The organism is Streptomyces avidinii, from assembly GCF_014650695.1.
Lineage (GTDB): Bacteria > Actinomycetota > Actinomycetes > Streptomycetales > Streptomycetaceae > Streptomyces > Streptomyces avidinii.
In genome coordinates, this window is record NZ_BMVL01000019.1 from 36929 (window position 1) to 52932 (window position 16004).

At 73.2% G+C, this 16004-nt stretch carries 16 protein-coding genes; 7 read left to right on the forward strand and 9 right to left on the reverse strand.

Going from position 1 to position 16004, the window contains the following annotated elements:
* The first annotated feature begins 75 nt into the window (after positions 1-75).
* The gene (locus IE257_RS33900) at positions 76-1275 is read left to right on the forward strand and encodes a S8 family peptidase (RefSeq protein ID WP_189973679.1); all 1200 of its coding nucleotides are present in this window, start codon (positions 76-78) and stop codon (positions 1273-1275) included.
* A gap of 100 nt (positions 1276-1375) precedes the next feature.
* Here IE257_RS33900 and IE257_RS33905 read toward each other — a convergent pair whose 3' ends face one another.
* The 3 genes from IE257_RS33905 to IE257_RS33915 all read right to left on the reverse strand — a co-directional run bounded on the left by IE257_RS33905 (position 1376) and on the right by IE257_RS33915 (position 4622).
* Complete coding sequence (locus tag IE257_RS33905; protein WP_189973680.1) at positions 1376-1981, reverse strand: TetR/AcrR family transcriptional regulator; 606 nt, start codon at positions 1979-1981, stop codon at positions 1376-1378.
* Positions 1982-2049: 68 nt separating this feature from the next.
* Positions 2050-3873, reverse strand: a complete 1824-nt coding sequence (locus IE257_RS33910) for a class I adenylate-forming enzyme family protein (protein ID WP_189973681.1) — start codon at positions 3871-3873, stop codon at positions 2050-2052.
* Positions 3858-4622 (reverse strand): SDR family oxidoreductase, encoded by a 765-nt coding sequence (locus tag IE257_RS33915; protein WP_372453127.1) that lies wholly within the window; start codon positions 4620-4622, stop codon positions 3858-3860. Before IE257_RS33915 ends, IE257_RS33910 begins: the two co-directional genes overlap by 16 nt.
* Positions 4623-4717: 95 nt before the next feature.
* Between IE257_RS33915 and IE257_RS33920 the strand changes: the two genes are divergently transcribed.
* The 4 genes from IE257_RS33920 (at position 4718) to IE257_RS33935 (ending at position 8925) form a co-directional block, all read left to right on the forward strand.
* Positions 4718-6031, forward strand: coding sequence for an exo-beta-N-acetylmuramidase NamZ family protein (locus IE257_RS33920; protein ID WP_189973683.1), 1314 nt, complete (start codon positions 4718-4720; stop codon positions 6029-6031).
* A gap of 94 nt (positions 6032-6125) precedes the next feature.
* A complete protein-coding gene (locus IE257_RS33925; protein ID WP_189973684.1) occupies positions 6126-7436 on the forward strand; it encodes a serine-threonine protein kinase in 1311 nt (436 codons plus the stop codon).
* 95 nt (positions 7437-7531) lie between these two features.
* A complete protein-coding gene (locus IE257_RS33930) occupies positions 7532-8113 on the forward strand; it encodes a hypothetical protein (protein ID WP_189973685.1) in 582 nt (193 codons plus the stop codon).
* A complete protein-coding gene (locus tag IE257_RS33935) occupies positions 8110-8925 on the forward strand; it encodes a 3-keto-5-aminohexanoate cleavage protein (protein ID WP_229920825.1) in 816 nt (271 codons plus the stop codon). The genes IE257_RS33930 and IE257_RS33935 overlap by 4 nt, the downstream gene beginning before the upstream one ends.
* Here the strand turns inward: IE257_RS33935 and soxR are convergent.
* Positions 8906-9349, reverse strand: coding sequence for a redox-sensitive transcriptional activator SoxR (soxR, locus tag IE257_RS33940; RefSeq protein WP_189973686.1), 444 nt, complete (start codon positions 9347-9349; stop codon positions 8906-8908). The genes IE257_RS33935 and soxR overlap by 20 nt on opposite strands.
* Positions 9350-9455: 106 nt before the next feature.
* Here soxR and IE257_RS33945 point away from each other — a divergent pair, with 106 nt between their 5' ends.
* On the forward strand, positions 9456-9917 hold the full coding sequence (locus IE257_RS33945) for a MaoC family dehydratase (RefSeq protein ID WP_189973687.1): 462 nt from the start codon (positions 9456-9458) through the stop codon (positions 9915-9917).
* Between the two features lie 16 nt (positions 9918-9933).
* On the opposite strand, the gene IE257_RS33950 is transcribed toward IE257_RS33945, so the two are convergent.
* From IE257_RS33950 to IE257_RS33960, 3 genes are all read right to left on the reverse strand, one after another.
* A complete protein-coding gene (locus IE257_RS33950) occupies positions 9934-10569 on the reverse strand; it encodes a TetR/AcrR family transcriptional regulator (RefSeq protein ID WP_189973688.1) in 636 nt (211 codons plus the stop codon).
* 94 nt (positions 10570-10663) lie between these two features.
* Entirely contained in the window at positions 10664-10951 is a 288-nt protein-coding gene (locus IE257_RS33955; protein WP_189973689.1) for a YiaA/YiaB family inner membrane protein, read from the reverse strand.
* Between the two features lie 135 nt (positions 10952-11086).
* Complete coding sequence (locus IE257_RS33960) at positions 11087-12238, reverse strand: acyl-CoA dehydrogenase family protein (protein WP_189973690.1); 1152 nt, start codon at positions 12236-12238, stop codon at positions 11087-11089.
* A 69-nt stretch (positions 12239-12307) separates the two neighbouring features.
* Between IE257_RS33960 and IE257_RS33965 the strand changes: the two genes are divergently transcribed.
* The gene (locus IE257_RS33965) at positions 12308-12958 is read left to right on the forward strand and encodes a TetR/AcrR family transcriptional regulator (RefSeq protein ID WP_189973691.1); all 651 of its coding nucleotides are present in this window, start codon (positions 12308-12310) and stop codon (positions 12956-12958) included.
* Positions 12959-13317: 359 nt separating this feature from the next.
* Here IE257_RS33965 and IE257_RS33970 read toward each other — a convergent pair whose 3' ends face one another.
* Together IE257_RS33970 and IE257_RS33975 are read right to left on the reverse strand one after the other, a co-directional pair.
* Positions 13318-14397: a Zn-dependent alcohol dehydrogenase gene (locus IE257_RS33970; protein ID WP_189973764.1), complete on the reverse strand. Its 1080-nt coding sequence runs from the start codon at positions 14395-14397 to the stop codon at positions 13318-13320.
* Positions 14398-14502: 105 nt separating this feature from the next.
* Positions 14503-15915 carry an aldehyde dehydrogenase family protein gene (locus IE257_RS33975; protein ID WP_189973692.1) on the reverse strand — a complete coding sequence of 471 codons (1413 nt, stop codon included), beginning with the start codon at positions 15913-15915 and terminating at the stop codon, positions 14503-14505.
* Positions 15916-16004 lie beyond the last annotated feature (89 nt).

Here is a 16004-nt window from a genome sequence, read left to right on the forward strand (position 1 = left end):
TTGCGCCTGTCAATCGGAACAGGCTTCTCCAGAAGGTCTGACGCCCCCAACGTCAACACGAGGAGAACCCTCCAGATGGCAACTCACAAGCGCTCGCGCGGTTTCCGGTACGCGGCGATCGGCACGGCAGCAGCCGCAGCTGCCGCCGTGACCATGATCACCTCCCCCTTCGCGGGGGCCGCCGCACCGGCCGAAGGCACCGTGTACGGCCTCGGCGCGCCCGGCGCGATCAGCGGGAGCTACGTCGTCATACTCGACGCATCCGCGAACAAGGAACAGCTCGCCCGCAAGTACGGCGGCGAGCTGAAGCGCTCCTACGGCTCCGGGGTCAACGGCTTCTCGGCCGACGGCCTGAGCGAGACCGAAGCCAAGCGGCTGGCCGCCGACCCGGCCGTCGGCAAGGTCGTGCAGAACAAGAAGTTCACCATCAAGACCTCCCAGCCCAACCCGCCGTCGTGGGGTCTGGACCGGATCGACCAGACCGCCCAGGCGGGCGACAAGAAGTACGACTACCCCGATGGCGCCGGCGAGGGCGTGACGGCCTACGTCATCGACACCGGAGTCCGCACCACCCACAAGGACTTCGGCGGCCGCGCGACGTCAGGCTTCGACGCCATCGACAACGACGACAGCGCCGACGACGGCAACGGTCACGGCACCCACGTGGCCGGCACCATCGCGGGCACCGAGCACGGTGTCGCCAAGAAGGCGAAGATCGTCGCGGTGCGGGTGCTCGACGACAACGGCTCCGGCACCACCGAGCAGGTCGTCGCCGGCATCGACTGGGTCACCCAGCACCACAAGGGCCCGTCGGTCGCCAACATGAGCCTGGGCGGCGGCGCCGACGAGGCCCTCGACGAGGCGGTGCGCCGGGCCATCGCCTCCGGCGTCACCTTCGCCGTGGCGGCGGGCAACGAGTCGGCCGACGCCGGCCAGGGCTCGCCGTCCCGGGTTCCGGAGGCCATCACGGTGGCGTCCAGCACCATCGACGACAAGCAGTCCTCGTTCTCCAACTTCGGCTCCGTGGTGGACCTGTACGCGCCGGGCTCGGACATCACGTCCACCTGGAACGACAGTGACACGGGCACGAAGACCATCTCCGGCACCTCCATGGCCACCCCGCACGTGGTGGGCGCGGCGGCGCTGTACCTGGCCGCGCACCCGGACTCGACTCCGGCGCAGACGGCCTCGGCGCTGACGGGAGCGGCCACCTCCGGTGCCGTCACCAACCCGTCGGCGGGCACGGCGAACAAGCTGCTGAAGGTCGCCCCGTAGCGGTCGGCTCCCGAGGCGCCTCAAGGGCTCTCTCGCCGTCCGGACCTGGGGGGATCCGTACGGCGGGAGGGCCCCGTTCGCATGACTCCCGGCGCCGGGCCTACGGGCGCAGGGCGCGCAGCAGCAGGTCGGCGAGGTGATCGGCGACCTGCTGAGGCGTGAGCGGGCCGTCCGCCCGGTACCAGGTAGACAGGTGGTGCACGGACCCGAAGTGGTAGTCCACCACCAGATCGGCGGGGGTGGCGCTGGAGAACACCCCCGTACGCTGGCCCTCCTCGACCAGCGCCCGGAAGCGCTCGTGGTAGCGCCGGCGCTCCGCCCGCACCTGCTTGAACTTCTCCGGGCTGAGCTGGTGCATCGACCGGAAGAAGATCATCGCGTCGTCGAGGTTCTCGATGGTGGTGACGACCACGTCGGCGGCCGCGGCGCGCAGCCGCTCCTCGACGGGCGCGTCGGAGTCGGCCACCGCATCGAGGCGCTGCTGCTGGAGCCGAAGCATCCGCGCGTACACCTCGTGCAGCAGGTCGTCCTTGGACCCGAAGTAGTGGTAGAGCGCGCCCTTCGTGACGCCGGCCGCCTCGACGATCTCCTGGACCGAGGTGCGGTCGTAGCCGCGCTCGGCGAAGAGCCGGGTGGCGACGGCCAGCAGCCGCTGCGGTACCGGGGCCTCGTGCGTGCCTGCGGGTTCCGTGGTCCTGGCCGCCATGGCGCTGACCTTCCCTTCCTGATTCCTGCCCGGTCACGGGGACCGGCTGTACGACCCTCCGACTGTTTTCAGCCGCGATCGCGCAGTTCCCGTCGCAGGATCTTGCCACTGGTCGTCTTCGGAAGGACAGGCAGGATCTCGACCTGGCGCGGGTATTTGTACGCGGCGATGCGCTCGGCGCAGTAGGCGGACAGCTCCGCCGGCTCCACCGAGGTGCCGGGGCGCAGGCTCACGTACGCCTTCACGCTCTCCCCGCGGTACGCGTCCGGCACCCCGACCACCGCGGCCTCGCGGACGGCGGGGTGGGTGTACAGCACGTCCTCGACCTCCCGCGGCCAGACCTTGAAGCCGGAGGCGTTGATCATGTCCTTCTTGCGGTCGACGACGTAGAGCCAGCCGTCCGGGTCCATGAATCCGACGTCGCCGGTGCGCAGTTCGCCCTCCGGGAAGGCCTTGGCGGTGTCGGCGGGCAGGCCCCAGTAGCCGGGCACCACCTGCGGGCCGCGGACGGCGATCTCGCCGGTCTCTCCGAAGGGGACCTCGGCTCCGTGCTCGTCGAGGATGCGGACGACGGTGTCGGCGCCGGGCAGGCCCACGGAGAGGGTCCCGGACACGGGGTCGACCGGCGCCTCCAGGTGCACGGGGACGCTGGCGCAGGGGGCGGTGCACTCGGTGAGGCCGTAGCCGTTGCGGAGGTAGAAGCCGAAGGCGGCGCGCAGGCGCTCGACGAGTGCGGGCGGCAGCGGGGCGCCGCCGGAGGAGATCACCCGGAACGAGGCGAAGTGGTCGGGGGTGACGCCGGGGTGGGCGGCGAGGGCCATGAAGGCGGTGGCCGGGCCGACGGTGTAGGCGGGGCGGTGTTCGAGGAAGGCGTCGAGCACGGCGCCCGCGTCGAAGCGGTGGGCGAGGACCAGGGTGCCGGCGTTGGCGAAGCAGGCGGCGAGCTCGCAGACCATGCCGGTGATGTGGAAGAGCGGCGCGAGGGCGAAGTAGGTGGCGCCCTCGGGCAGGGGGTGGGAGGTGACCTGGCGGACGGCGTTGTACGTGAGCGCGCCGTGCGGGTTCATCGCGCCCTTGGGAGTACCGCTGGTGCCGGAGGTGTAGCTGATCAGGGCGGTGTCGGCGGCGGTGAGGTGCGGCTGGTCCGGCGCGGACCGCCGGCCGCGGGCCACCGTGAGGAGGTCGGCGGGATCGAGGCCGGCGGCGGCTGCGGGGTCTGCGGAGGCTGCGGGGTCTGCGGTGGCGTCCGGGCCGGCCGGATGCTCGCGGCCGGCCACCGCGTCCGGCGCGTCCGCCTGGGCCGGCACGAACGGCCGGGCGGGGGCCGCGGCGCGGTCCGCCGCCGGGCCGAAGAGCCGCGGGTCGTTGCGGGTCTGGAAGTCCAGGTCCGACGTGGTCAGCACGGTCCGCACGGCACTGTCCCGCGCGGTCTCGCGCACGTACGCCGCCCACACGCGGCCTTCGCAGACGAGCGCGGCGGCCCCCGAGTCGCGGAGGATATGCCCCATCTCACCAGATTTGTACATGGGGTTGAGCGGGACGACGACGGCCCCGGCCTTCCAGGCGGCGAGGACGGCGAGCACGAAGTGCGGGGTGTTCTGCAACATGACGGCGACCCGGTCGCCGCGCCGGACGCCCCGCTCCGCGAGGTGACCGGCGACGGAGTCGGAGAGCGCGTCGGCCTCGGCGTAGCCGATCCGGCCGTCGAAGTAGGCCAGCGCGGTGCGCTCGGGGGCCCGGGCGACGGCCTCGCGGAAGGCGTGCAGCACGGTGGGCGGCGGGTCGACGGGCGCCCGCTGGACCTCGGTGAGCCGCCCGAGCCAGGGCTTCGCGGCATACAGGGACACCTGGGAGGTCCTGGAGTCCTGCGAGGGGGTCACCGGGTCTCCCATTTCTGCTGGAGGTGGTTCATGCCGCTCAGCCAGCGATCCGGCTCGGTGGCGCGGGCGGCGTAGAAGTCGGCGACCTCGGGGTGCGGGAGGATCAAGAATCGGCCCTTCTCCATGCCGTCGAACAGCGCGTCCGCGACCGCTTCCGGCTCGATCGCGGTCGGCGCGAGAACGAGTTCGCCCGCCGAACCCGCGGCGGTCAGCATGTCGGTGCGCACCCCTTGCGGACAGATGGCGTGGACCTGGACGCCCCGGTGGCGGTAGGTCAGCGAGAGCCATTCGGCGAAGGCGAGCGCACCGTGCTTCGTGACACTGTACGGGGCCGCTCCGATCATGGTCAGCAGCCCTGCGGCCGAGACGGTGGACACGAAGCGGCCGCTCCCCCGCTCGACCCAGTCCGGCAGCAGCAGTCTGGCGGCGCGGACGTGGGCCATGACGTTGGTGTCCCAAGCGGCCTCCCAGACGGCCTCGTCGGCGAAGGCGTCGCCGCCGGAGGCGAGCCCGGCGTTGGCGCAGTAGATGTCGACCGTCCCGCCGAGGGCCTCGCGGGCCTCGGCCACGACGGCCGAGGCGTCGCCCGGCACCGGGATCGCCCGCGCGCCGATGGACCCCGCGACCGCGGCGGCCTTGGCCGGGTCGAGGTCGTTGACCACCACCGTGGCGCCCTCGGCCGCGAAGCGGTGCGCGAGGGCGGCGCCGATGCCGCCGCCCGCGCCGGTGACGACGACTCGCTGGTCCTGGTACGCGCTCACGGGGTCCACCTCTCGTGCGGCCGGATGCCGGATCGTGGGCAGACTAACCAGTCGGTATGTCAGGAGGAAAGGGGCGGGACTCGTAGCGTGGCCGGATGACGCTGTCGCGACGCGGGGTGCTGGGGCTGGCGGGGGCCATCGGGTCGGCGGGTGCCTTGGGGGCGGCGGGGCGCAGCGAGTCCACGGGGACCACCGGGACCACCGGGACCACCGGACACGCCCGGACCGCCGGGGCCGGGGCGGCCACCGGGGCGGCCGGCCGGGTGCGTACCGGCTTCGACCGGCTCGCCGCGGACGGGTACGCCGCGCTGGCCGGGGAGAAGGTCGGGGTGGTCACCAACCCCACCGGGATCACCGCCGACGCCCGGCACCTGGTCGACGTACTGCACGCGGACGAACGGGTCGACCTGGTCGCGGTGTTCGGGCCCGAGCACGGGTTCCGCGGGACGGCGCAGGCGGGCGGGTCCGAGGGGGCCTCCCTGGACCCGGCGACCGGACTGCCGGTGTACGACACGTACGGCCGGAGCGGGCAGCAGCTCGCGGACGTCTTCGCGGCGGCCGGGATCGACACCGTCCTCTTCGACATCCAGGACGTCGGGGCCCGCTTCTACACCTACATCTGGACGCTCTACGACTGCATGCGCGCGGCCGCGCTCGCCGGCAAGGCGGTGGTGGTGCTGGACCGCCCCAATCCGGTGGGCGGCCGGCGGGCCGCGGGGCCCGTACTGGAGCGGCCGTACGCGAGCTTCGTCGGGCGGGAGCCGATCGCCCTCGCGCACGGGATGACGGCGGCCGAACTGGCCCGGCTCTTCAACGGCGAGTTCCTGACGGACCGGCCCGTCCGGCTGCGGACGGTGCCCCTGTCCGGATGGCGGCGGGAGTCGTTCTTCGGGGAGACGGGGCTGCCGTGGATGCCGCCCAGCCCGAACATGCCGACGCCGGACACGGCCCTCGCGTACGCCGGTACCTGCCTGTTCGAGGGGACGAACCTCTCCGAGGGACGCGGAACGACCACGCCCTTCGAGGTGGTGGGCGCGGAGGGGATCGACCGGCGGTGGGCGGAGGCGGCGAACGCGCTGGGGCTGCCCGGGGTGTGGTTCCGGGAGGCGTACTTCACACCGAGCTTCTCCAAGCACGAGGGGAAGGTGTGCGGTGGAGTCCGGCTGATCGTGCACGATCGGGACGCCTTCGACCCGGTACGGGCCGGGATCGGGCTGCTGATCACCGCGCGGCGGGTGTGGAGCGGCTTCGGCTGGCGCGCGGACCACTGGATCGACCGGCTGACCGGCTCGGACCGGGTACGGACCCTGGTGGAGGCGGGGGCCGACGTGGACGAGGTGGTGGGCGACTGGGCGGTGGGACTGGCGCGCTTCGGGGCGGTGCGCGAAAAATACCTGCTCTACCCGTGAGCCTTCCGTGAGCCGACCGCGTCAGGGGGCTGGTCGGGCGGGCGCAGCAGCAGGATGCTGACTGCACCGGAGGCACGGCGTGGAGGGGGACGTCATGGCGGACATCGGTGGCGGGAGCAGGGGCGCGGTCGGAATCGGGGTCGGGCCGTACGCGGAGCTGACCTTCGACTCCGAAGGGGACGTGGACCGGGCGACGCAGGGGACGGTATCCCGGATGGAGGCCACGGACCTGCTGGTCTTCGCACACGGCTGGAACAGCGACCGGTCCACGGCGACGCGGCTCTACGACCGGTTCTTCGCCCCCTTCCCCGGGCTGGTGGGGTCGGGGGTGCGGCTGGGGTACGTGGGTGTCGTATGGCCCGCGATGCGGTTCTCCGACGAGCCGATACCCGACTTCGACGCACCCGGCCTACTGGCTGCACCCGGCTTCGGTACGGCCCTGGACCCCGTCACCCGGCGAGCCCTCGCGGAGTTCTGGCCGGAGCGGCGCGCCGAGCTGGACCGGGTGGCGGAACTGCTGGAGGAGCGGCCCGACTCGGCGTCGGCCTTCATGGAGTTCGGCGCCCTGGTGCGCGAGTTGGCGGGGGTGGACGCGGTCCCCGCCGCGGTCGCCCCGTCGGTACCGGCGATCTTCACCGACGATGTGCTGGAGGTGTGCCGGGCCCTGTCCGCCGCGCTGCTCCGGGCGGGCGCACCGGCACCGGCGGACCCGGCCGGGCCCGGCCTGACCCTCGGCGGCGGGCTGCGCGGCCTGTGGGGCGGCGCCAAGGAGCTGTTGCGGCAAGCGGCCTACTACAAGATGAAGAAGCGGGCGGGCGTGGTCGGCGAACGCGGACTCGGCCCGGTGCTGACGGAGCTGGCGGCCGCCCGCCCGGCGCTGCGGTTCCACCTGATCGGGCACAGCTTCGGCGCGCGGGTGGTGTCCTTCTCGCTGCGCGCGGTGCCGGACCGGGCCCGGTACGTGAAGTCCGTGACCCTGCTCCAGGGGGCCTTCTCCCACTACGCCTTCGCCGACCGGCTGCCGCACGACAAGAGCAGTGGCGGCGCCCTGCGCGGCCTCCAGCGCCGGGTCGACGGACCAGTGGTCGCCTGCCATTCCCCGCACGACTCGGCCCTCAAGGTCTTCTACCCGCTGGCCTCCCGGATGGCAGGCGATTCGGCCGGACTCCTGGGTTTCGACGAGCGGTGGGGCGCCATCGGGCACGACGGGGTCCGGGCGATCCCGGGTGCGCCCCGGCTGAGCCTCGAAACGGCGCTGCGCGAGGGGGTGCCCGCAGCCGGTTGCGTCAGTGTGGACGCGGGCTCCGTGGTGCGGCGCGGCGGCGCCCCGTCGGGGGCGCACAGCGATATCTGCCACGAGGAACTGGCCCGAGTGGTGGTGACCGCGGGGCGCATGGGGCGCTGAGTTCTGGCCATGTGCCACCCGCACGCCTCGACCGCCCCCGCATGCGCCCGCCTCCGACCGGGCATGTTGGGCACATCGGCGGAGGTGATGGTGTGATGGCGGGATTCCGGAGTCTGGCCTACCAGGTGCGCGACGCGCGCAATGACCGGGCCTTGCGGCGCCATTCGCTGCGCCGCTGCCTGGAGCGCTTCGCGCCCTACGGGCACCGGGCCACGTGGTGGCACCTGTGCGACCGGCACGGGATCGCCCCCGAGGACCGGGGGGCCGATCCACTGCGGCTCGTGGCCGCGCTGGAGGAGCTGGAGGACGCGCGGGCGGTCTGGCTGGAGTACGAGCGGCAGTTCGCGGAACGCCGCCGGCGCGAGAAGCACCACGGAGTGCGCCGCCCGGAGTGGGCCTGGGGCGGGAGCGGGGACGCGGTGGTGCGGTGCGCGGATCCGGGGGTGCGGCCGGAGGGAACCCTGGGCGAGGTGCTGCGCAGGCTGGTGCGGGCGCTGGAGTCGGAGCCGGGGACGGCGTGCCCGGTCTGCGGGGACACCGAACTGCACTGGCCGGAGGTGGCTCCGGTCGGCCCCTGGGTGGGGGCGCTGGCCTGGGACGGGCCGGTGTGCGCGGGCTGCGGGATCGTGGTGCCCAGACCGGCCCTACTGGACCTCCCGACGGCGGGAGCCGCGTGAGAACCACGGTGTCGGTGTCGTTGAACGGCTCGCGGAGCGCCACCGGCGGCCCGGCCGTGCCGATGTCGCCGGAGGCGCTGGCCGAGTCGGCGCTCGCGGCCGTCGCCGCCGGGGCCGGCGAGGTGCTGGTGCACCCGCGCGCCCCGTGCGGGCGCGAAAGCCTCTCGCCGCGGGTGGTCGGGCCGGTACTGGAGGTGCTGCGCCGCGCGGGGGTCGGCGTAGCACTCTCGGTGACGGCGAGCACCGCGGCCGAGCCCGATCCGGCCGGGCGGCTGGAGCGGGTGGCCTCGTGGACGGTGCTGCCGGACCGGACCGTGGTGGACTTCGGGCAGCCTGGGGCCACCGGGCTGGCGGAGGCCCTACTGGCACGGGGCGTCGCCGTGGACGCGGTGGTGCCGCTGGGCGGTACGGCCGGGCCGGAGCCGCTGGCGCGGTTCCTGGCCTGGCCGGTGCGCGAGCCGGGGCGGGTCCGGCTCTCGGCCGAACTTGCGGCGGGCGATCCGGCTCTGGTGGCTGGGCTCCGCGGGCTGCCGCCGGTCCCGGTGCTGCTGTACGGGCGGGACGCGGCCGCCTGGCCGGTGCTGCGGCTCGCCGCACGGTGCGGGACGGACGTGCGGACCGGCGCAGGGGATGTGACGCACCTGCCCGACGGGCGGCCGGCGCGGTCGAACGCCGAACTGGTGTCGGCGGCGCGGGATCTGCTGGCGGAGGCCCGGGGCGTACCGACGGAGGAGCGGGGCCTGCCGGTCGAGGAGCGGGGCCTGCCGGCGGAGGCGCCGGTCAGGACACCCCCTAGAGCCGCGAGCCGCTGAGGCGCTCGCCGAAGGCGTCGTCCGGGTTGGACAGCGCGCAGGTCTCCATGGACAGGCAGCCACAGCCGATGCAGTCCGTCAGATGGTCGCGCAGCCGGCCGAGTCGGGTGATGCGCTCGTCGAGTTCGGCGCGCCAGGCCTCGGAGAGGCGGGCCCAGTCCTCGCGGTTGGGGGTGCGCTCCTCGGGGAGCCGGGCGAGCGCCTCGCGAATGCTGGCCAGCGGGATGCCCACGCGCTGAGCGGCGCGGACGAAGGCCACACGGCGCAGGGCGTCACGGGTGTAGCGGCGCTGGTTGCCGGAGGTGCGGCGGCTGCTGATCAGGCCCTTGGCCTCGTAGAAGTGGAGCGCGGAGACGGCCGCGCCGCTGCGGGCGGACAGCTGGCCGACGGTGAGCTCGTGGATTTTCTCGGGAATCTGCGGCACCCGGTCGAGCGTAGTCGGAGGTCCGTTGACATACGCATGTGGGCCCCAGCATGCTGAGCAAGCGCTTATTCGTCCGTCAGTCGTCTGCGAGAGACAGGAACAGGGCATGGCCGAGCCGAGGGTCTTCACGTCCGCCGAGGAACTGCACGCCGGGACCGGCGAACCGCTCGGCCCCAGCGAGTGGCTGGAGGTGGACCAGAAGCGCATCGACCTCTTCGCGGACGCCACCGGCGATCACCAGTGGATCCATGTGGACCCGGAGCGCGCGGCGGGCGGACCCTTCGGTTCCACGATCGCGCACGGCTATCTGACGCTGTCCCTGCTGCCCAGCCTGGTACCGCAGATCATGCGGGTGGAGGGCATGCGGATGGGCCTCAACTACGGGACGAACAAGGTGCGTTTCCCGGCTCCGGTGCCCGTCGGTTCGCGGCTGCGCGCGACCGCCGTGATCACGGAGGTCGCGGAGGCGGGCGGCGGCGTGCAGGTCACGGCCACGGTGACGGTCGAGCGGGAGGGCGGCGACAAGCCGGTCTGCGTGGCGGAGTCGGTGTCGCGCTACTACTTCTGAAGCCCGTCCGTCCGCACTACCGCGCGGGGGCCGGCCGTGCGGCCACCATGCGGAGCACGAGGTCGGCGTAGAGCCCGCCGACCTCGTCGGGCGTGCGCTGCCCGGCCACGTTGAACCAGCGTGCCACGTCGATGCACAGGGACAGTACGGCGAGCGTGGTGCCCGGCAGGTCGGGGACGTCGAACTCCCCCGCGGCCACACCGTCGGCCAGGATGCGGCGCACGGCGGCGTCGCTCTGCCGGCGCAGCTCCACGATCTCGGCGCGGTGCTCGGGGGCGAGGGCGTCGAGCTCGTACTGGACCACGCGCGCGGTGGTGTGGTGCGCCGCGTGCCACCGCACGAAGGACCGCACGGCGGCGTCGAGCCGGTCGGCGGGGCTGCCGGGGCCGTCGGCGGAGGTGGTCAGGATCTCCAGCGCCTTGTCGTGGCCGATCCGGCTGATCCGGTGGAGCAGCTCTTCCTTGGTCTTGTAGTGGATGTAGAGCGCGGCCGGGCTCATACCGGCACGCCCTGCAATGTCACGTGTGGTGGTGGCGTGGTACCCGCGCTCGGCGAAGGCCTCGACGGCGGCGACGAGCAGCCGTCGCGCGGCGTCGGGGGTGACCTCGGACCACGGCCGGTAGCCGTCGACCGCATCCTCCGCGCTGCCCATCGCCCACTCACCCTTCACCGTACGGAAGGCAACACCCTACCGGAGGGTGAGCAAGCGCTTAGCCTTGTCGGGCGCGCGCCGTCCGCCGGGGCGGCTACTTCGGCGCGAAGGGGTCGTACTCGGCCATGATCTTCTCCATCCTGGCCTGATCCACCCGACTGACGATCTGAGTGACCTCCTGACGGTCGCGGACCACCTTGGCGAGGGTGAAGGCGGAGGTGGTGAGGTACAGGACCGCGATGCCCAGGAAGGCGCGGACCCAGCCGTCGACCTCCAGGTTGTAGATCCCCACGGCCACGGCGCCGATGGCGATGCCGAAGGAGGCGACGGCCTGGCCGTAGTACGCCCCCGTGCTCTGCTGCTTGACCGGTGTCTCGTTCATGGGTCGAGGATCGGTCGGACCGGCACGGAGCACATCCGCACGCGTACTCATCCCTCGTACTCATCCCGCGTACTCATCCCGCAGTGCTCATGCGGGATGAGCACTGCGGGCACTCATGCCCGTGCCCAATCATGCTCAGAAGGCCGAAACCCCGGTGCGGGCGCGGCCGATGAGCAGCTTCTGGATCTGGCTGGTGCCCTCGTACAGGGTCATCACGCGGGCGTCGCGCAGCAGCTTGCCCGCCGGGTACTCGTCGATGTAGCCGTACCCGCCGTGCACCTGGAGGGCGTTGCTCGCGGCGCGCACGGCGGCCTCGGAGGCGAAGAGCTTGGCGGTGGAGGACTCGGTGGCGAAGGGCTGCCCGCGGTCGATGAGGTCGGCGACCCGCCAGGTGAGCAGCCGGGCGGCGTCCACGTCGACCGAGATGTCCGCGATGAGCTCCTGGACCAGCTGGTGGTGGGCTATCGGCTTGCCGAACTGCTCGCGCCGGGCAGCGTACGAGAGCGCCGCGTCCAGGGCCGCCTGCGCGATGCCGACGCAGCCGGCGGCGACCGACATCCGGCCCTTGGCGAGGGCGGACATGGCGACGGAGAAGCCCTTGCCCTCGGGGCCGATCATCGCGGAGGCGGGCACGCGGACGCCGTCGAGGACGAGTTCGGCGGTGGCCTGACCGCGCAGGCCGAGCTTGCCGTGGATCTCACGGCGGGTCAGGCCCGGGGTGTCGGTGGGCACGAGGAAGGCGGAGACCCCGCGATGGCCGGGCTCGTCGCCGGTACGGGCGAAGAGCAGCACCACGTCGGCCCATGTGCCGTTGGTGATGAACATCTTGCTGCCGTCGAGGACGTACGCGTCCCCCTCGCGAACGGCGCGGGTGGTGAGGCTGCCGGCGTCGGAGCCGGTGCCGGGCTCGGTCAGTCCGAAGCAGCCGAGGGCGTCGCCCGAGCAGAGGCGGGGCAGCCAGGCGTGCTTCTGGTCCTCGGTTCCCCAGGCGGCGATGGTCTTGGCGACCAGGCCGAGGGAGACGGAGACGATCCCGCGCACGGCCGAGTCGCCGCGTCCGAGCTCCTCGGTGACCAGGACGTAGGCGAGGTGGTCGCCGCCGGAGCCGCCGTACTCCTCGGGGACGGTCAGCCCGAGGAAGCCGAGCGCGCCCAGCTTCTTCACGATGGCCCGGTCGACGCTTTCGGCGCGGTCCCACTCGGCGGTGTACGGGACGACCTCGCGCTCGGTGAAATCGCGGGCGAGCCGGCGGACTGCGGTCTGCTCCTCGCTCAGCTCCATATTCACCGGGCACCTCCGGGGGCGGGATCGGCACCTTTAACTAGCACCGGTAGTTTATGGCGGGCAGGCCCTACTATGTGGCGCATGGCCAGACCGCGCAAGCCCCTTCTCAGCCGGGACCGGATCGTCGAGGTGGCCGGCGCCCTCGTGGACGCCGAGGGGCTGGAGGCGGTGTCGACGCGGCGGCTGGCGGCCGCGCTCGGGGTCAGCGGGCCCTCGCTCTACAACCACTTCCGCACCAAGGACGAGATCCTGGACGCGGTGGCGGACTCGGTGAGCGCACGGGTCGACCTGTCTATGTTCGACGGCGGCCAGGACTGGCGGGGGGCCCTGCACGCGTGGGCGCATTCGTACCGGGACGCCCTGGCGGACCACCCGAACATCGTGCCGGTCCTGGCGCGCGGGCCGGGCCGCCGGCCGGCCGGGCTGCGGCTGGCGGACGCAGTGTTCGGGGCGATGACGGAGGCCGGGTGGTCACCGGCGCAGGCGACCCGGATCGGCGCACTGATGCGGTACTTCATCCTGGGCTCGGCGGTGGCCTCCTTCGCCCGGGGTTTCGTGGACGACCGGGCGGCGTACGACCCGGCGGACTACCCGCACCTGGGCCAGGCCCACCTGCTGGCGGAGCGCGGGCGGGAGGTGGACGAGGGCGCCTTCGAGACGGGCCTGGCGGCGTTGCTGGACGGGCTGGCCCTGCAGTACGAGGCGCTGAAGGGGACGGTTTGACGCTCGGGGACACCGACTTGATCACCGCGGTGCGCGCCGACGACGCGGCGCGGGTCCGCACCCTGCTGCAGGCGGCGGCCGATCAGGCCGCTCCGGACACGCTCGGCGCGGAAGCACTCGGCGCGGAAGCGCTCGGCGCGGACGGCCTGTCGGCGCTGGACATCGCGGCGGCCCGCGGGTCGTATCCGGTGGTCGAGGCCCTGCACAGCCACGGGGTGCGGCTCGACCGCGTCGGCCCCGACGGCCGGACCCCGCTGCTGCGCGCGGTCGACGCCGGGGCCTACGCGGTCACCGCCCGGCCACTGGTCCCTCCACGACGCGCACCGGCACCTGCGGCTGCGCCAGGCGGCGGGCACCCCCTAGAAGACGACGAGGGAGCGGCCTCCCTTGCCCGCCAGCATGGCGTCGAAGGCCGCCGGGATGCCGTCGAGGGTGATGCGGTCGGTGACCAGGGCACCGAGGTCGAGGCGGCCCGCGCGGACGTGCTCGGCGATCACCGGGAGGTCTCGGGCGGGGTCGCTGTTGCCGTAGACGCAGCCGGTGAGGGTGCGGGCGAAGTGGAAGATCTCCAGGACGTGGAAGGTGACCTGCTGGTCCTTGCCGCCGATACCGACGACCGTGGTGCGGCCGCCGCGACGAGTCGACTCCCAGGCGCCGCGGATGGTCTCCGCCCGGCCGACGCACTCGACGGCGACGTCCGCACCCTGCCCGCCGGTCAGCACGCGGATCTGCTTGGCGGTCGTGTCGGAGGCGAGCACGAACTCGGTGGCTCCGGCCGCTCGCGCCAGTTCCTCCTTGGCGGGGGACACGTCGACGGCGATCACCGGGCCGGCCTGCGCGATCCGCGCGGCCTGGAGGGCGGCGAGGCCGACCCCGCCGACGCCGAACACGGCGACCGACTCGCCCGGGCGGACCTGGGCGCTGTGCCGGACGGCCCCGTAGCCGGTGAGGACGGCGCAGCCGAGCAGGGCGGCCTCGGCGAGGGGGATCCCGTCGGGGGCGGGCAGCACGCAGTTGGCCGCGACGACGGTCTCCTCGGCGAAGGCGGCCACATTCAGCCCGGGGTGCAGTGCGGTGCCCTGCGCGTCGTGCGCGTGGACCGCCCCGACCCCGGCGAGCGCGGTGGCGCAGAGCCAGACCTCGCCGATCGTGCAGTGGTGGCACGCTCCGCAGGACGGCGCCCAGTTGAGCACCACGCCGTCGCCCGGGGCGACGTGGGTGACGCCCTCCCCCACGGCGAGGACGGTGCCCGCGCCCTCGTGGCCGAGGACGGCGGGTACGGGGACGCGCATGGTGCCGTTGGTGAGGGAGAGGTCGGAGTGGCACACCCCGGCGGCGGTGAGCCGCACCCGGACCTGCCCGGGGCCGGGATCCGGCAGCACGATGTCCCGTATCTCCAACGGGGCTCCGACGGCGGGCAGGACGGCGGCGCGGACCATGGTCGTCATCTCGTCTTTCCGATGCTGGCTGGGTGAGGGTGCGGGTGCGGTGGCGATCGGGCGATCGGGGCGGGACAGAGTGGGCCGGTGGGCCGGGTGGTGGGCTCAGAACTGCAGGGACTTCGTCTGGAGGTACTCGGCCAGGCCGTGCGGGCCCAGCTCGCGCCCGACGCCCGACTGCTTGTAGCCGCCGAAGGGCGCGAGCACGTTGAAGCGGCCGCCGTTGATGTCCACCTGCCCGGTGTCCATACGGCGCGCGAAGGCCACGGCCGTCGCCTCGTCGGCCGCCCAGACGGCGCCGCCCAGGCCGTAGACGGTGCCGTTTGCGATGCTGAGGGCCTCCTCCTCGTCCTCGTACCGCAGGATCGACAGCACGGGGCCGAAGATCTCCTCCTGGGCGATGGTCATGTCGGGCGTGACGTCGGCGAACACCGTCGGCGCCACGAAGTACCCCTGCTCCAGCGGCGCGTCGGGCCCGCCTGCGACCAGGCGCGCGCCTTCCTCCACGCCCTTGGTGATGAAACCGCGGACCCGCTCGTGCTGCTTGGCATTGACGACCGGGCCGACCCGGATGCCGGCCTGGCGGGGATCACCGGTGGGGTAGTCGGCGACGGCCTCGGCCGCGAGCGAGACGGCCTCCTCGTACTGGTCCCGGTGGACGAGCATCCGGGTGAGCGCGTTGCAGCTCTGGCCGGTGTTGTTCATGACGTGTCCGACGCCTGCCGCGACGGCCTTGGCCAGGTCGGCGCCGGGCAGGATGACGTTGGCCGACTTGCCGCCCAGTTCGAGCGCGACCCGCTTGACGGCGGCTCCGGCCGTGGCACCGATCAGCTTGCCGACCGCGGTCGAGCCGGTGAAGGAGACGAGGTCGACCCCCTCGTGCGCGGCCAGGGCCTGGCCTGCGACCGGACCGGTACCGGTCACCAGATTGAAGACTCCGGCCGGGATGCCCGCCTCGTGCACGGCTTCGGCGAAGAGCTGTGCGGTCAGCGGGGTGTCCTCGGCCGGCTTGAGGACGAGGGTGCAGCCGGCGGCGAGAGCGGGCGCCACCTTTGCAACGACCTGGTGCAGCGGATAGTTCCAGGGCGTGATGGCCGCGACCACCCCGACCGGCTCCAGGAGCACGGTGGAGTTCCCGATGCGTTCCTCGAAGGCGTACGAGGCGGCGAGTTCGGCGTAGGAGGCGGCCACGGCGATCGGCGATCCGACGTGGACCGCCTTCGAGAAGCCGAGCGGGGACCCGAGCTCGGCGGTGATGGTGTCGGTCAGTTCGACCTTGCGGGCCAGCAGCGCGTCGCGCAGCGCGCCGATCAGCGCGCCCCGCTCGGCCGGGGGCGTGGCCGCCCAGCCCGGGAGTGCCGCACGGGCCGCGCGTACGGCTGCGTCCACGTCCTCCTCGGTACCGGCCGGGACCGTGCCGATGACCTGGCCGTCGGCCGGGTTCACGACCTCGATCAGCTCGCTGCCGGCGGCGGGCCGCCACGCGCCGTCGATGTACATCCCGTCGTGGGCCTTCATGGCATTCCTCCCGAGCACGCACGAGCGCGTAGATCCGACCTCTCGAACACCCTACAAACTAGCGCCGGTAGTTTTTGTCGGCCAGGGGG

What these genes read in the sequence shown, in the direction of transcription:
- IE257_RS33900 (WP_189973679.1), top strand. Translation starts at nt 76, where the DNA reads ATGGCAACTCACAAGCGCTCGCGCGGTTTCCGGTACGCGGCGATCGGC.
- IE257_RS33905 (WP_189973680.1), bottom strand. Translation starts at nt 1,981, where the DNA reads ATGGCGGCCAGGACCACGGAACCCGCAGGCACGCACGAGGCCCCGGTA.
- IE257_RS33910 (WP_189973681.1), bottom strand. Translation starts at nt 3,873, where the DNA reads ATGGGAGACCCGGTGACCCCCTCGCAGGACTCCAGGACCTCCCAGGTG.
- IE257_RS33920 (WP_189973683.1), top strand. Translation starts at nt 4,718, where the DNA reads ATGACGCTGTCGCGACGCGGGGTGCTGGGGCTGGCGGGGGCCATCGGG.
- IE257_RS33925 (WP_189973684.1), top strand. Translation starts at nt 6,126, where the DNA reads ATGGCGGACATCGGTGGCGGGAGCAGGGGCGCGGTCGGAATCGGGGTC.
- IE257_RS33930 (WP_189973685.1), top strand. Translation starts at nt 7,532, where the DNA reads ATGGCGGGATTCCGGAGTCTGGCCTACCAGGTGCGCGACGCGCGCAAT.
- IE257_RS33945 (WP_189973687.1), top strand. Translation starts at nt 9,456, where the DNA reads ATGGCCGAGCCGAGGGTCTTCACGTCCGCCGAGGAACTGCACGCCGGG.
- IE257_RS33950 (WP_189973688.1), bottom strand. Translation starts at nt 10,569, where the DNA reads ATGGGCAGCGCGGAGGATGCGGTCGACGGCTACCGGCCGTGGTCCGAG.
- IE257_RS33955 (WP_189973689.1), bottom strand. Translation starts at nt 10,951, where the DNA reads ATGAACGAGACACCGGTCAAGCAGCAGAGCACGGGGGCGTACTACGGC.
- IE257_RS33965 (WP_189973691.1), top strand. Translation starts at nt 12,308, where the DNA reads ATGTGGCGCATGGCCAGACCGCGCAAGCCCCTTCTCAGCCGGGACCGG.
- IE257_RS33970 (WP_189973764.1), bottom strand. Translation starts at nt 14,397, where the DNA reads ATGGTCCGCGCCGCCGTCCTGCCCGCCGTCGGAGCCCCGTTGGAGATA.
- IE257_RS33975 (WP_189973692.1), bottom strand. Translation starts at nt 15,915, where the DNA reads ATGAAGGCCCACGACGGGATGTACATCGACGGCGCGTGGCGGCCCGCC.